14 protein-coding genes and 1 tRNA gene are annotated in these 14,796 nt (G+C 58.6%); 9 read left to right on the plus strand and 6 right to left on the minus strand.

The features are described 5' to 3' along the window. Positions 1 to 271: 271 nt before the first annotated feature. Positions 272 to 2,446 (plus strand): M12 family metallo-peptidase, encoded by a 2,175-nt coding sequence (locus tag P0D52_RS06530; protein WP_394694614.1) that lies wholly within the window; start codon positions 272 to 274, stop codon positions 2,444 to 2,446. Between the two features lie 345 nt (positions 2,447 to 2,791). Further along, entirely contained in the window at positions 2,792 to 2,980 is a 189-nt protein-coding gene (locus P0D52_RS06535; RefSeq protein WP_394694615.1) for a YadA-like family protein, read from the plus strand. A 55-nt stretch (positions 2,981 to 3,035) separates the two neighbouring features. Here P0D52_RS06535 and P0D52_RS06540 read toward each other — a convergent pair. Then, positions 3,036 to 3,123, minus strand: a tRNA-Ser gene (locus P0D52_RS06540). Positions 3,124 to 3,242: 119 nt separating this feature from the next. Here P0D52_RS06540 and P0D52_RS06545 point away from each other — a divergent pair. The 7 genes from P0D52_RS06545 to mazG all read left to right on the plus strand — a co-directional run bounded on the left by P0D52_RS06545 (position 3,243) and on the right by mazG (position 9,444). Then, positions 3,243 to 4,091 carry a septal ring lytic transglycosylase RlpA family protein gene (locus tag P0D52_RS06545; RefSeq protein WP_394694616.1) on the plus strand — a complete coding sequence of 283 codons (849 nt, stop codon included), beginning with the start codon at positions 3,243 to 3,245 and terminating at the stop codon, positions 4,089 to 4,091. A gap of 76 nt (positions 4,092 to 4,167) precedes the next feature. Beyond that, positions 4,168 to 5,307: a D-alanyl-D-alanine carboxypeptidase family protein gene (locus P0D52_RS06550; RefSeq protein WP_394694617.1), complete on the plus strand. Its 1,140-nt coding sequence runs from the start codon at positions 4,168 to 4,170 to the stop codon at positions 5,305 to 5,307. Beyond that, positions 5,307 to 5,939 (plus strand): dTMP kinase, encoded by a 633-nt coding sequence (gene tmk, locus P0D52_RS06555; protein ID WP_394694618.1) that lies wholly within the window; start codon positions 5,307 to 5,309, stop codon positions 5,937 to 5,939. Before P0D52_RS06550 ends, tmk begins: the two co-directional genes overlap by 1 nt. Then, a complete protein-coding gene (locus P0D52_RS06560; protein WP_394694619.1) occupies positions 5,932 to 6,939 on the plus strand; it encodes a DNA polymerase III subunit delta' in 1,008 nt (335 codons plus the stop codon). Before tmk ends, P0D52_RS06560 begins: the two co-directional genes overlap by 8 nt. A gap of 2 nt (positions 6,940 to 6,941) precedes the next feature. After that, entirely contained in the window at positions 6,942 to 7,727 is a 786-nt protein-coding gene (locus tag P0D52_RS06565; protein WP_394694620.1) for a TatD family hydrolase, read from the plus strand. Continuing rightward, positions 7,724 to 8,560, plus strand: coding sequence for an MBL fold metallo-hydrolase (locus P0D52_RS06570; RefSeq protein WP_394694621.1), 837 nt, complete (start codon positions 7,724 to 7,726; stop codon positions 8,558 to 8,560). The genes P0D52_RS06565 and P0D52_RS06570 overlap by 4 nt, the downstream gene beginning before the upstream one ends. A gap of 86 nt (positions 8,561 to 8,646) precedes the next feature. Next, positions 8,647 to 9,444, plus strand: a complete 798-nt coding sequence (gene mazG, locus P0D52_RS06575; RefSeq protein WP_394694622.1) for a nucleoside triphosphate pyrophosphohydrolase — start codon at positions 8,647 to 8,649, stop codon at positions 9,442 to 9,444. Here the strand turns inward: mazG and hflX are convergent. The 5 genes from hflX to trkA are packed head-to-tail and all read right to left on the minus strand — an operon-like array spanning position 9,441 to position 14,792. Next, positions 9,441 to 10,769 (minus strand): GTPase HflX, encoded by a 1,329-nt coding sequence (hflX, locus tag P0D52_RS06580; protein WP_394694623.1) that lies wholly within the window; start codon positions 10,767 to 10,769, stop codon positions 9,441 to 9,443. The genes mazG and hflX overlap by 4 nt on opposite strands. Continuing rightward, entirely contained in the window at positions 10,766 to 11,026 is a 261-nt protein-coding gene (hfq, locus tag P0D52_RS06585; protein ID WP_109260329.1) for an RNA chaperone Hfq, read from the minus strand. Before hfq ends, hflX begins: the two co-directional genes overlap by 4 nt. Before the next feature lie 44 nt (positions 11,027 to 11,070). After that, positions 11,071 to 11,994: a D-amino-acid transaminase gene (locus P0D52_RS06590; protein ID WP_394694624.1), complete on the minus strand. Its 924-nt coding sequence runs from the start codon at positions 11,992 to 11,994 to the stop codon at positions 11,071 to 11,073. Between the two features lie 5 nt (positions 11,995 to 11,999). Then, positions 12,000 to 13,412: a potassium transporter TrkG gene (locus P0D52_RS06595; protein ID WP_394694625.1), complete on the minus strand. Its 1,413-nt coding sequence runs from the start codon at positions 13,410 to 13,412 to the stop codon at positions 12,000 to 12,002. Positions 13,413 to 13,418: 6 nt separating this feature from the next. Next, positions 13,419 to 14,792 (minus strand): Trk system potassium transporter TrkA, encoded by a 1,374-nt coding sequence (gene trkA / locus P0D52_RS06600; protein ID WP_394694626.1) that lies wholly within the window; start codon positions 14,790 to 14,792, stop codon positions 13,419 to 13,421. Positions 14,793 to 14,796 lie beyond the last annotated feature (4 nt).

Raw genomic sequence — 14,796 nt, forward strand, 5'->3', positions numbered from 1 at the left:
GCCGCTATTCCGTCGGGACCAATTATGAGAATTCGCCAGAATTCGATGAGCCGCTGTCGCGGTGCGCAAGAGGCGGAGCAGATATTGGCTTACGAGGACCTATGAACCGAGAGGGGAAGCCTGAAGGGCGGGCCAATGGGGTATCAGGATGGCGATTGGCGGAATAAATGGCATTAGCGGACAATCAGGTGTATGCTTGACGGGATTCTTTGCTGGCCGGATTAAAAAGTTGGCTGCGGAGCTGTGCACTATTTTTCTTGGGGAGAACTTTATGAAACGCTTGTTAATTGCCGGGGTTGCTATCGCGGCGATGCCTTCGATGGCATTTGCTGATGATATGTTTGGGGGTGTTTCGGTTACGGCGGATAGCGATGGCGATACGCGGATCTTATTTGAATCGCTGAATCCTGATGTCATGCGAATGGATGTCGGTGATCGTGTCTCGCTCAATTTCGGACCGGGCTATGAAGCCGAGCTCGACCGGATCGAAGATCAGGAAATGGGATCGCGGGTCTGGGTCGGTCGTCTGGCCGGACATACCATTCACAATCGTGTTCTGATTACACAGACCAACGGCTTTGTGTTCGGGCGTATCCAGACCGAAGACGGTTTGTGGATGATTATTCCCGAGGCCAATGGTCATCGCATTATGCAGCTCCCCGAAGGCGGTGAGCGTCTCCAGAACCGCAATGACGTTCTTATTCCTAATTATGATCTGGTCGTTCAGGAAGGTCGCGCACGCGCCGCTGAAGCTGGCGAGACCATTGCCGAAGCGGTTCCGGTTGGATCCAACGGCATTGTCGATATTGCCGTTTTCTATTCACAAGGGTTTTCGGCACGTTGGGGCCTCGCAACGGGTGGCCGCGTACAATACTTGATGGCCGTTCTGGATCAGGCGCTGATCGATTCCGATACCGGGCTGCGTGCGCGGCTGGTTCATCTCGACTCTGTTACCCTGACGAATGACGCTGCCAATCAAAGCGAAACACTGAACAATCTGTCTGGCAATCCCAATGGGGATACGCCTGAAACGCAGGATCTCAGCGCATTACGGGCAGCGGGCGTTACATACGGTGCCGATCTTGTCGCGATCCTTCAGCGTTCCCTGACGGGCCAGAGCTCTTGTGGCCTGGCGTGGGGGATTGGACAGCCCTCCACGAATGGCGTGATCAATCAGAACAGCCGTCGTTTTGGATACTCTGTCTCCGCAGACTGGATCGCGGATACAGACACCCCTGTTGGTCAGTACAGCTTCTGTTCTGATGTGACTTTCGCGCATGAAATCGGGCACAATCTAGGCTTTGCGCACAATGTCGAGGACGCGGGCGGCACGCCAGGCGGCGGCGTTCGGACTTACGCCCATGGTCACCGGGTCGACTGCACATTTGGCACGATTATGGCCTATTCTTCCGGCGGGGGCGTGACATGTCCGCCCGGCGCTCCTAACGGTCCCGGCGGTGAAGCCGAAGCCTTGTACTTCTCGAATCCGGACATCAATCTTTGCCCCAATGGCGCGGCTTGCGGGATTGCGGCTCCCGCTGCTGCGGCTGATGTGGATGGAGTTCTGACGAATGATCCAGCGGATAATGCGCGGGCGGCAAGGGAAGTAAGCCTGAATGTCGTGAATTTCCGTGCTGAAGCCCCCCGGGTTGTCTCCTCGGTTCTCCCGATAACGCGGTCGGTCACGAACGGCACGGCTGCGACAGCTTTTGCCACAATTATCAATCCGGCCGCTACCGGATCAACGGCGACAGGCTGCGGCTTGCGGCTGGCTGGAGCGTCGGCGGCTCAGTTCTCATACCAGACGACCACAGCTGCAAATGCCCTGAGCGGCACCGTCAACACGCCGGCTGACATTGCTGCGGGCGCTGCACAGAATTACGTATTCTCCGTAACAAGTGCGGCCGATTTTGTGGACGGTGTCGGTACACAGGCTTTCTATCCCTCGAACAATAACGAAAGCGATCTGTTCATTGAGGCCTATTGTGCCAATCGGCGGTCGGCAGAGTATACGCTGGGTCTGAATTCGCTGACCTTCCGGTCCACTGCAGCCGGTTCGGCGGATATTGTGGCGCTCGCCACATCCGGCGATCCGGGACGAGTGAATGTTCCCACGACAGGTAATTTTGTCGGCGTTTTTGCTGTTGCAATTTCCAATGTTGGCAATGCGGGAAATATTGTTGTTTCTGCTGATACAGGTGGCCGCACACTGGCAATCAATAATATTGAAATTTGTCCCACCGATGCACTTGGTGCCTGCACGGCGCCTCGGGCTGCTACTCAGAATATTGCCGTCGGCGCCAATGGCACGGCCACATTTGGCATATTCGTACGAGGAACCGGTGCTGCAATCGCAAATGATCCGGCGCGCAACCGCGTCTTCGTCCGCTTTGCAGAAGGTGGAAATGCCGTAGGCGCCACCAGCGTGGCTGTCCGTACGCAATAATACCTGCACAGGACATCCAGACTTATCAAGGCCGCTCTCCGGAGCGGCCTTTTTTATTTGAGCCGACGTTAAAAACGACGTAATGGCGGACTAATGTGTAGAATGTCCATGATCCCTGACTTCGAGCTAAAATACAGACTATCAATGGTCTAACATGAAGATTCCTATCCCCTACAACAAATTCTTTGATTGAAGCCACGACACTGCGAGAATCCTGAAAATCTATCAGCCGCAAGGCGCCGCGAGCCGGGCATGATCCGTTGCGGGCGGCTGACGCCATCTCTAATGGGCCGGGAGGCTGCGCAATAAAGCGACGGTGTCGCTCTGGCGCTGGCCATAGCGGGTGTGACGTCGCTGGCTTCGGGTGAGAATTTCTCGCTGTCGGCCAATTATGGCTTCTTCAACAACTCCTCGGCCTTTGCCTTCTCGGGCGCGGCGCGTGTGAACGAGACCTTCTCGATCAATGCGGGCTTTGGCTTCGGAGCCGATACGGGCGAGGTTGGTGGTCGTGCTGGCGTCCGCTGGGGCTGGTAGACGTCCTGAAAAATGCAAAAAAGCCCGGCCGTGGTGCCGGGCTTTTTTGTATCTCTGGCGGAGGGGGAGGGATTCGAACCCCCGGAACCTCGCGGCTCAACGGTTTTCAAGACCGCCGCAATCGACCACTCTGCCACCCCTCCGCAGATGATGGTTTCTCTTAGCTGGGGAGGCTGGTAAAAGGCAACCGGCTTATGCTTACACTTGTTTCATTCCTTTCCGGTACAAATCCCACCTGTTTTACAGGCGCAGGAGAAGTGCTGTGGGGTTTTCAGCCAGGTCTTCGGTTGTGATTGCGGCCATGGTCTGTTCGGCGGTGTTGAGCGCGTGTTCATCATCGCCCGCATCCTACATTGTTCGCGGCATTGATATTTCATCGCCGCCCGGCCGGTCCACATCCTCCGGAACCACGAATTCCGGAAGCGGCGCCAGTGCCTGGAATGGCGGCAGCAGCGGCGAGCAGAAAATCGGACGTCCCTATACCATCGCTGGCCGTACCTATGTGCCGGCCCGCGATGATGATTATGACGAGATTGGCGTTTCGTCCTGGTATGGACCCAATTTCCATGGACTTCCGACCGCAAATGGCGAGATTTTTGACCAGAATGCGCTGTCTGCGGCGCATACGACCTTGCCGATCCCGGCGATGATCGAGGTGACCAATCTGGAGAATGGCCGCACGGCGATACTGCGCCTGAATGATCGCGGGCCGTTTGCCGATGATCGTATTCTGGATGTCAGTCGCGCTGCGGCGATTGAGCTTGGCTTCCTGTCGCAAGGACTGGCCCGTGTCCGGGTTCGGTATCTGGGACCACCGGACGGAGTTGCCCCGGCGGGAACAATTGCGCCTTCGCGCATTTACGCTTCAAACGATCCTGGCGCCCGGTATCGCGTCCAGGCGGGGGCCTTCTCCGAACGCGAAAACGCGGAAGCCATGCGCCGGCGTCTGGCGGCTGCAGGGGATGTCCGGATTGAGGATGTCCGCTCGGCCGGACGGCGTATCTATCGTGTTTATGTGGGCGATGATCTGCCCCGCTCGGAAGCTGATTCCCTCAGCCGCGACCTGACCCGTTACGGGGTCTATGATGCACGGGTTGTGGCGCTGAACTGACAGCAGGCTTGCGGCCAGAGCGGCATCGCGTTTCAATCAGGGCAATCAACCGGCTGTCTGATTCCGCGATGGAGAAATGCTCGTGCGCGCATTCATTTTTTTCTGCCTGCTCTGTTTTGCGCCCCTGGCGCAGGCACAGGATTTTCAGACCACTGCCAGCCATGCCGTAATCCTTGATTACGATACCGGTGAAATCCTCTTCAATCACAATGGCAAAGAGCCGATGCCGCCGGCCTCCATGTCGAAGCTGATGACGTTGCTGATGGCCTTCGAAGCCATCGATCGCGGCGCTCTGTCTCTGGATGACGAATTGCCGGTTTCCGAACATGCCTGGCGCACCGGTGGGGCCGCGTCCGGTTCCTCCACCATGTTTCTGGAGATCAATTCCCGCGTGCGGGTCGAGGACTTGCTGCGCGGGATTATCATCCAGTCCGGCAATGATGCCTGCATCGTTCTGGCTGAAGCACTGTCCGGGTCGGAGACCGCCTTTGCGGCGGACATGACCACGCGCGCGCATGAATTGGGACTGACGAGTGCAAGTTTCGCCAATTCGACCGGTTGGCCGCATCCGGAACAGGTGATCAGCGCGGCCGATCTGGCGCGTCTGGCCGCAATCCTTATCCGCGATCATGCTGATCTCTATGAGATTTTCGCCGAACGGGAATTTACCTATAACGGGATCCGCCAGTTCAATCGCAATCCTTTGCTGGCGACCATGGACGAGGTCGATGGCCTGAAAACCGGCCATACGCAGGAAAGCGGCTATGGCCTGGTCGCCTCGGGAGTGCGCGACGGTACACGCCGGATTGTCGTTTATAACGGTATGGAAAGCGAACGTGCCCGCGCCAGTGAGGGCGAACGCCTGATGCGCGTGGCGCTGGCCGATTTCGAGGTCGTGGATCTGGCAGATTCCGGCGTAATTGTCGGCGAAGCAGACGTGTTTCTGGGGCAGGCAGACACGGTCTCCCTGCGCCTGACACAGGATGTTCGCGTCGGTGTCCATACGCGGTCACGCGATGATGTGCGTGCGGAAGTCGTCTATTCAGGCCCGCTTGCCGCGCCGATTGCCGAGGGCGATGTGGTGGCCAGGCTGGAGGTGTCCGGCCCGGGCATTGAAACCCGCAGCTATGATCTGGAAGCGGCCGCGGATGTCGCCAAGCAGGGCATGGTCGGTCGGGCGCTCGCTGGCCTGGGCAGTCTGTTTGGCGCCAATTGATGCCAAAGGGACTATTCGTCACTCTGGAAGGCGGTGAGGGGGCCGGCAAGTCCACACTCGCGCGGGCCTTGCAATCCACACTGATCCGCCGGGGGCGGGAAGTTGTCCTGACGCGGGAGCCCGGGGGCACGCCGGGGGCCGAGGAAATTCGCGCCCTGCTGGTCAAGGGCGACACTGAACGCTGGTCGGCCATGACCGAGGCCTTGCTGTTTTACGCCGCCCGTGTCGATCACGTTGAAAAAGTCATCCAGCCCGCCATGGCCCGCGGCGCGATCGTGATTTCAGACCGGTTTGCGGACTCCACCATGGCCTATCAGGGGGCAGCGGGCGGGATCGCGCTGGATCGGTTGAAAGCCTTGCACCGGCTGGCCCTGAATGATTTTCAACCCGCCCTGACCTTGCTGGTGGATATTGCCCCGGAAACCGGTCTGCACCGGACCCGCGACCGTCTGGGCCTGGAGGTCCGGTTTGAATCCAAAGCGCTGGCTTTCCACGAGCGTTTGCGGGCCTGTTTTCACCAATTGGCCGCCGAAGAACCGGATCGCTTTGTGACGCTGAATGGCGAGGATGATCCCGCCGACGTCGCAGAAGCCGCATTGAAGGCTGTGCTGGAGCGGTTGAACGATGACTAGTCCGGATCTTGAACCCGATTGCGAAGCCGGATGTGCGCCGCCGCGCGAGATTGACCAGCTCTTCGGTCATGACGCTGCCATGGCGCAGTTCGATTCCGCTCGGCAATCCGGTCGCCTGCATCATGCCTGGATGATCACCGGGCCAAAGGGCGTCGGCAAAGCCAGTTTTGCCTACAAAGCCGCCCTGTCGCTGCTTTCCGGATCGAGTAATACCGACAGCGCCCGGCAAAAGGTGAGGGCGCAGGCCCATCCCAATCTTCTGACCATTCGCCGGCCCTGGGATGACAAGCGCAAGCGCTGGCGCGGTGAAGTCACCATTGATGAAGTGCGCCGCGTTCCGGACTTCTTTTCGCGCAGCGGCGGGGAAGACGGTTGGCGGATCGTTATCGTCGATTCCATGGACGAATTTAATCGCAATGCCGCCAATGGCTTGCTCAAGACACTGGAAGAGCCACCCAAACAGGGATTGCTATTGCTGGTCACACATTCACCCGGACGTCTCTTGCCGACCATCCGGTCGCGCTGCCGGCAGCTGGATCTGAGGGCGCCGTCGATTGAAGCAACACGGGACTGGCTGGTCGCGGCGCACGGGATTTCGGCAGACGAAGCGGCCGCCGCGTCAGAGCTGGCCGGTGGCGCGCCGGGTCGGGCGCTGGCGCTGCTTCAGTCCGGCGCTGTAGGTCTTGAAAAGGATGTGCGTGACCTTTTGCGGCGCTTACCCAATTGGGATACGCGCGCATCGCGGCGATTGGCATCAAAGGTCGCTACAAAAGCCGGCGAATCCCTGCGTCCCCATCTTTATGCCTCGCTGACCCGCAATGCGGCGCGGCTGGCCAAGGAAGCCGCCGAAAACGGTAATGCGCCAGAGCCCTGGCTGGATGCCTGGAAGGCGATACAGGGGCTGGAATCGGAAGCAGAGGGCGTTTATCTCGATGCCAAGCAGGCGGCTTTGGCAGCCTTTGCTCATATGGAAAGCGCCGCGCGCGCCAGTCGTGTCTGAATATGCTGATCGATAGTCATACTAATTTGCACGGTGAGACGTTCGCCGAGGACCTCCCGGAGGTGCTGGATCGTGCGCGCTCGGCCGGCGTCAGCGGTATGATCGCGATTTGCTGCCGGCTGTCTGATTTTGAAGAGGTTTCTGCCATCGCAGAGGCCCATGATGATATCTGGTGCACGATTGGCGCACACCCGCACCACGCCAAGGACCGGCCCGATATCACCGCTGACGAGCTGATCGAGATCGCAGCGCACCCCAAAGTGATCGGTATTGGCGAAACCGGGCTGGATTTTCATTATGGCTACAGCCCGCGAGACGATCAGTTTCAGAGCCTGCGCACCCATATCGAGGCGGCGCGGCGGACCGATCTGCCGCTGATCCTGCATACACGAGAGGCCGATACGGAAATGGCGGATCTGCTCGAAGAGGAAATGGGGAAGGGCGCCTTCCGCGCCTTGTTGCATTGCTATACCGGTGGACCGGAGCTCGCGCGGCGCGGCGCCGCACTCGGAGCGTATTTTGCGGCGTCCGGTATCATCACCTTCAAGAAGGCGGATGACGTTCGCAGCGTTTTTCGGGATCATATCCCGGCGGACCGGGTGATAATCGAGACCGATTGTCCCTATCTTGCGCCAATGCCGCATCGCGGGCGCCGGAATGAGCCGTCCTTCCTGCCGGATGTACTGTCCGGGGTTTGCGACACGCTCGGCTGGACCAAAGAAGAAGGTGAAAGGCGCACGACGGATGCCTTCTTCCGGCTGTTTTCCAAAGCGGAACGCCCGGCATGACCGATGCGGCGGTCTGGCAGGTGACGATATTGGGGTGCGGTTCATCCGGCGGTGTGCCGCGCCCGGATGGAGACTGGGGCGCTTGTGATCCCGACAATCCGAAGAACCGGCGGCGGCGCTGTAGCATTCTGATTGAATACGCTGAAACACAAGCACTATTTGAAACAGGAAGCCGCACGATTTCAGTCATTGATACGTCTCCGGACTTTCGTGAACAGATGATATCGGCAGGCGTGAAGCGGCTGGATGCAGTCATCTATACGCATGACCATGCCGACCAGACCCACGGGATTGATGATTTGCGGCCCTATGTGCTGCGCGCGCGAAAGCGGATGCCGGTCTGGATGATTCCGGAAACGGCCGCCAGTCTCACATCGCGTTTCAAATATGTCTTCGACTCCAGGCCCGGTTCGCCATATCCGTCGATCCTCGAGGCCAGAGATATTCCATCCGAAGGCCAGGTTTTTCACATAGATGGACCCGGCGGTGGCATGCCAATTCGCATGGCGCGGCTGCAGCATGGCGGAATTATCGCGGCCGGCTTCCGATGTGGACCGTTTGCATACTCGCCGGATGTCAGCGCCGTACCGGAGCCGGCGTTCGAAATTTTCCGCAATGTACCGGTGTGGATTGTCGATGCGCTGCGAGAGACGCCGCATCCCACACATGCCAGCGTCAGCGATGCACTGGCCTGGCTTGAACAGGCTGGTGCGGGACAGGGCATTCTCACCAACCTTCATGTTGATCTTGATTACGATGTTCTGGCCAAAAAATTGCCGGAAGGGGTTACGCCAGCTTATGATGGCCTTTGCATCCGAAAGACTGGTTCGTGAGGATATTCCTCAATGATCCAAATAACATATATTATGCCTCATAATATACATTATGCGTTATATTGTGATATGAAGATGGGCCAACCATGATGGAACACGAAACTCCACTCCAACGTCTTCGCAGCATTATGGAGCGCCTGCGCGATCCCGATAGCGGCTGCCCCTGGGATATCGAGCAAACGTTCGAAACCGTCGCCCCCTATACGATCGAAGAAGCCTATGAGGTTGATGATGCTATCCGCCGCGGCGATATGGCAGAATTGAAGAATGAGTTGGGAGATCTATTGCTACAGGTCGTCTTTCACGCCCGTATGGCCGAGGAAGCCGGATTATTTGATCTGGATGACGTTGCGAATGCCATTTCCGACAAGATGGTGAGCCGTCACCCCCATGTATTCGGAGATAAATCCTACGCCAATGCCGAAGCCCAAACCCTTGACTGGGAGAATCTGAAAGCGGCCGAGCGCAAGGAGAAAACCGGTTCTGACGGCTTGCTGGACGATGTTCCCCTCGCCCTGCCCGGACTGAAACGCGCCCAGAAGCTCCAGAAGCGCGCCGCCACCGTGGGTTTTGACTGGCCGGATGCCGCGCGGGTGCTTGAAAAAGTCGATGAAGAGCTGGCCGAGGTACGCGAAGCCATCGATCTGGACGAGGCCGACAAGATCGAAGATGAGATCGGTGATTTACTGTTTGTTTGTACGAATTTGGCGCGGAATTCCAAAGTTGATAGTGAAGCTGCTTTGCGGCGGGCCAATGCCAAGTTCGAACGCCGGTTCCGGTTTATCGAAACGACATTGAAATCCCAGGGCCGCGATATTCGCGAGACCTGCCTTGAGGATATGGAAGCGCTCTGGAACGAAGCCAAAGGCCACGAAAACCGCTAGTTGGCGTCCTCGAAATTCGGCGCGAGCTCGGGAAACTGGGAGGCAAACCGTCCCGCCTCTTCCGGCGATAATCGCGCATGGGCCGTCGTGACGCCCTGATCGTCTACCGATTCCGACAGGACAGCGCCGTGCTGGTGTAACCAGGCCAGCGCGCGCTGGTCCTTCACGCCCGCCTTGACGGCCAGAACCACAGATTTGTCCGCCATGGCGCGGTCAATCGCGTGCAGAAGGCGATCAATGCCCTCTCCCGTTTGGGCGGATAACGATATGGCGCAGAGCGAATCCTCGCTCTTGCGTGGCAAGTCGGCGAGACTGTCAGGGTCCAGCTCCTGATCGTTTTGCCAGAGGTCGATCTTGTTGAAGACCTCGATCACCGGCTGATCGTGTTCGCTCCCGGCATCAATGGCGTCGAGGATGGCTTCAACCTCGCGGCGGCGGGTTTCGAAATCGACCGCCGACACATCCAGCACGTGGATGATAATGTCAGCCTCTCTCACCTCCTCCAGCGTCGCGCGGAAGGCCGCCACGAGTTCCGTGGGCAGATCGGTGATGAATCCCACCGTGTCTGACAGGAGGAGTTGCGTGCCGGCCGGCGTCTTGAAGCCACGAATGGTCGTGTCCAGCGTCGCGAACGGCATGTCCTTGGCGAAGACGCCAGCGCCGGTAATCTTGTTGAACAGGGTCGACTTTCCCGCATTGGTGTAACCAACGATGGCGACCATGGGATAAGGGGCGACCTGCCGGGATTTACGGTGCAAAGCCCGCGTGCGGCGCACCTCTTCGAGTTCGCGACGCAACCGCCCCATCTTGTCTGCGAGAATACGGCGGTCGGCCTCGATCTGGGTTTCCCCCGGACCACCCATAAAGCCCTGCCCGCCACGCTGACGTTCCAGGTGGGTCCAGGTCCGGACCAGGCGCGATCGTTCATAAGCCAATCGCGCAAGCTCGACCTGAAGCCGGCCTTCCTTGGTCCGCGCGCGAAGCCCGAATATTTCAAGGATCAGGCCCGTACGGTCGACCACCTTGACCTTCCAGGCCTTTTCCAGATTGCGTTGCTGTACGGGTGACAGGGCGGCGTCCACGATGGCCACGCTGGCGCCAATCTCACGAATATGATCGCCGATTTCATCCAGTTTGCCGCGTCCGAAGAACCGGCCGGGATCAATCTTGCGAACCGGCGCAAATGTGGATTCAATCACATCCAGCCCCAGCGCTTCGGCAAGACCTGTGGCTTCTTCCAGACGTGCGGTTTCTTCGGGATCCTCGACGCCCAATCGGGCGCGAATAACGATAGCCTTGTCAGCGGGCGTTTCGGTTTCGATCAATCTTCACTGTCCTCATCGTCCTGCTCAGCCTCAAACAGGCTGACCGGCGCGGAAGGCATGATCGTCGAAATCGCATGCTTGTAGACAAGTTGCGACTGGCCATCGCGGCGGAGCAGCAGGCAGAAATTATCAAACCAGGTCACAACACCCTGGAGCTTGACGCCATTAACCAGAAAAATGGTCAACGGGGTTTTGGTCTTCCGCACGGAATTGAGGAAGACATCTTGCAGATTATTGCTTTTACGTTCGCCCGACATTGGCCTGCTCCAATTATTCTTGTTCTTTTTCTCGAACCGAAAGTCTAATTTACAAGGCGTTCGCCCCGCTGCGCAACCAGCCAGACCGACGGCCTCGGCGCCCGCTTGCGAGCCCGTTCGTTCGCAGTTGCAACATAAGTCGCGCGAAGCTGCAAGGAAAAGCTTCCCGCATGGCCATTTCCGACCGGTTTTCCGTCAATTTCCACGACGGGCGTCACAAATGCCGATGCCGATGTGACAAACGCTTCGCGAGCCGATTGAGCCTCCTCCACCGTGAAGGCGCGTTCCTCGGTTCGCAGGCCGGCGTTTTCCGCCAGCGCAAAGAGCGTTCGCCGGGTGATTCCATTCAATATGTCCTGACTGGCCGCGCGGGTTACCAGCACATCGTCTTTCGTCACAATCCAGGCGTTGGAGGAGGAGGCCTCTGTCACGAAGCCCTGGGGATCCACGAGCCAGCACTCCCCTGCTCCAGCCTCGGCGGCAGCCTGTTTGGCGAGGACATTCGGCAACAAGGAAACAGATTTGATGTCGCGGCGCCCCCAGCGAATATCGGGCCGGGTAATAACGCCAATGCCTTTCTGCGCCCGGGCTTCGGACTTGATCGCATTGAGAGACTTGGCCGTAATCATGATACCCGGCCGGGTCTTTGCGGGCGGAAAAACATGGTCGCGTCTGGCTTGCCCGCGCGATACCTGCAGATAAATCAGACCATTGCGGATATGATTAATCTCCACCATCCGGTTGATCACCGCACTCAGCGCGGCATCCGACATGGGCCGGCGGATTTTCAACTCTCCCAGTGACCGCGCCAGACGGGTCATATGTCCGTCAAAATCCATCAGTGCGCCATCACGAACGCCCCAGACTTCGTAGACCGCGTCCGCGAACTGGTTGCCACGGTCTTCAATGTGGATGCGGGCATGACGATGCGGAACATATTGTCCATTGACGTAGGCAATGCGTGACATGGAACTCAGAACCTTCTGAAAAGCGACGCGATGGCCGCCAGACCTGCCAGAACCTCCAACCGGCCCAGCACCATGAGCAGGACGGTGATCCCGAGCGATACCGGCGATAAATCAGCCCAGGCATGGCTGGGTGATAATTGATCATGCAAAGGTCCGGCATTGGCAATAGCCGTCGCGGCGGCGCTCCACGCCCCTTCGAAGGGCTCCCCGGAAAGGGCCAGAAGGACCACGCCGATGGCGACAAGGCCGATATATCCAAGCACGGTTGTCCAGAGCGCCAGCATGGCCGGATTTTCTGTCGTGCGTCCCCGGTATTTGACGGACACAATGCCGGACGGATGCGCCATACGGGCCAATTCAACAAGGGCCGTGCGCGACAGAATAACCAGCCTCGATATCTTCAGGCCGCCTGCCGTCGACGCCACTGCGCCGCCAATCATTGCTGCGAGCACGGCGGCCAGCGGGACATGCCCTGCAGAATTGGACACCGTAAAGCCTGCGGTCGAAACGACGAATATGGCGTCGGCAATCACGTGATGCGGGCCCGCATCATGCGACGTGCCGATAAAAAACAGGAGCGCCAGGGCGGCGATGGTGGCGATCATCGCCAGGGGTTCGATATCCATCCGGACTTCACGACGCGATGCCAGATTCCTCAGGTACGCAATATTGCTTGCGCCGATAAAGGTCAGACCGGCAATGATTGCGATCGCCAATCCGTTGACTTGTCCCTCCAGCGCGCCGGAAGACACCGTATATCCACCCGTTGAAATGCCAGAAAAAGCGAGACACAGGGCCTCGAATGCGGGAACTCCGGATGCCAGAAGCAACAGAAAGCCGATGGCGGTCAGTCCACCATAGATGAGCGCAATCCGCTTGGCCGCGACATGCAGGTTGGAGAATATGTTCTCCTTGCTCACGGTCAGCAGGATCGATTTGCGCAATTCGAGGCCGGCCTTGTCAAAAGCCGCCAATACACCCGCAGCCGTCAGGAGCGTAAGATACCCGCCGATGAAGCTGAGCACACAGCGCCAGAAAATCAGCGTGTCGGGAATGTTTTCAGGCGCGATCAGGATCGCGCCGGTTGTTGTAAACGCCGAGTAGGCCTCAAAGAGCGCTTCGAGATAAGTCAGATCCGGCGATAACAGCAGAAAGGGAACGATCAGGAATATCGGCGTGAGTATCCAGAGCACCATCACATAGGCCGAAGCCTCGACCGCCCTCGCCACCAGCTTGACTCCGGCCGACGCCGACCAGATCAGGCCGCCGGCAAATCCCAGCATTGCTGCCGTGATCAGAAAGGCTCTGGCGGCCAACCATGACTGGGTCATCAATGTCATGAGAGCGATCAGGAAGATGGCAATCGCCAGTGCGGTCCATGTCTGACCCAGTGGCCTGAGGAATCCGAGGGAGCGCATTGTAGCCTAGAAATAATCCAGGCTGACGCGGAACAGGCGTTCGACTTTCGAAACGGCGGCGGATTCCGCAAACAGAAGCATACGATCGCCTTCCTTCACCACAGCCCCCTCGCCCGGCATGTAGATTTTTCCGGCCTGCACCAGCGCCCCAATGGTTACATTGTCGGGCAGTTCCAGATCATCGATGGATTTTCCAAGAAGGGGCGAGGTTGCGAGGATGACGCCTTCGAGCGCTTCGGCCAGACCGCCTGCAATGGATTGAAGCCCGGTGATGCGGCCCCGGCGGATATGCTGGAGAATGGTGGAAACGGTTGTCGTTCGCGGGTCGATAAAGGCATCCACTTCCAGAGGTTCACGAAGCGATTCAAAGGCTTGCTCGTTCACCAGGCAGATAGAACGGCCGGCCCCTTCGCGCTTTGCCATCACTGATGTCAGCAGGTTCACCTTGTCATCATTGGTTACGCAAACGACGAGCTCGGCACGGTCCGCTCCCGCTTCGCGCAGCATATCCGGTGTCAGGCCGTCGCCGTGCAGGACGACGGTTTTCTTGAGCTGATCTGCCGCTATTTCGGCGCGCTTCTTGTCGGCCTCGATAAGGCGCACTTTGACCCGGCCGATACGTTCGAGTGCCTGAGCGACATATACCCCGATATTGCCCGCACCGATGATAACGACCCGTCGCACCTTGTCGGTCTTCTGGCCGAAAATCTGCAGCGCCCGCTCCAGCATGGAGGGCTCGATGGAAATATAGATTTCGTCTTCCGCTAGCAATGGGTCAGCCACGGTGGGGATAAAGAGCTTGCCGTCGCGATTCACTCCGCAGAGCGACAAACGCAGATCCGGGAAAATCTCGCGGATCTGTTCGATCGAGGAGCCCGCCACGGGGCTTTCTTCATCCATGCGAATGCCGAGCAACTGAACCCGCCCGCCGGCAAACAGCGCAGTTGAAAAAGCGCCCGGCGTTTCGACCCGCTGGAGGATTGCGCGTCCGACTTCCAGTTCCGGTGAGATCACCACGTCAATCGGCAGATTGCCGGTTGAAAACAGGCCGCGCCAGGCCGGATCCAGATAAGCCTGCGCTCTGACCCGGGCAATCCGCATCGGTGTCTTGAAAAGCGAATGGGCCACCTGACAGGCGACCATATTGGTCTCGTCGGAATGCGTGACGGCCACTATCAGCTCGGCATCGGCCGCCCCTGCCCGTTCGAGCGCTTCAGGGTGGGAGCCATGCCCGACAATCCCGCGGACATCGAGGTCCGTCGTGATCTGCGAGATCAATTCCTGCGACCAGTCGACAACGGTGACCGCATTGCCTTCACGGGAAAGCGCTTTGGCAATGCCATATCCAACGCGCCCGGCCCCACAAACGACAGCCTTCATGGCG

Source organism: Hyphobacterium sp., assembly GCF_043584775.1.
In the GTDB taxonomy this organism is placed as follows: domain Bacteria; phylum Pseudomonadota; class Alphaproteobacteria; order Caulobacterales; family Maricaulaceae; genus Hyphobacterium.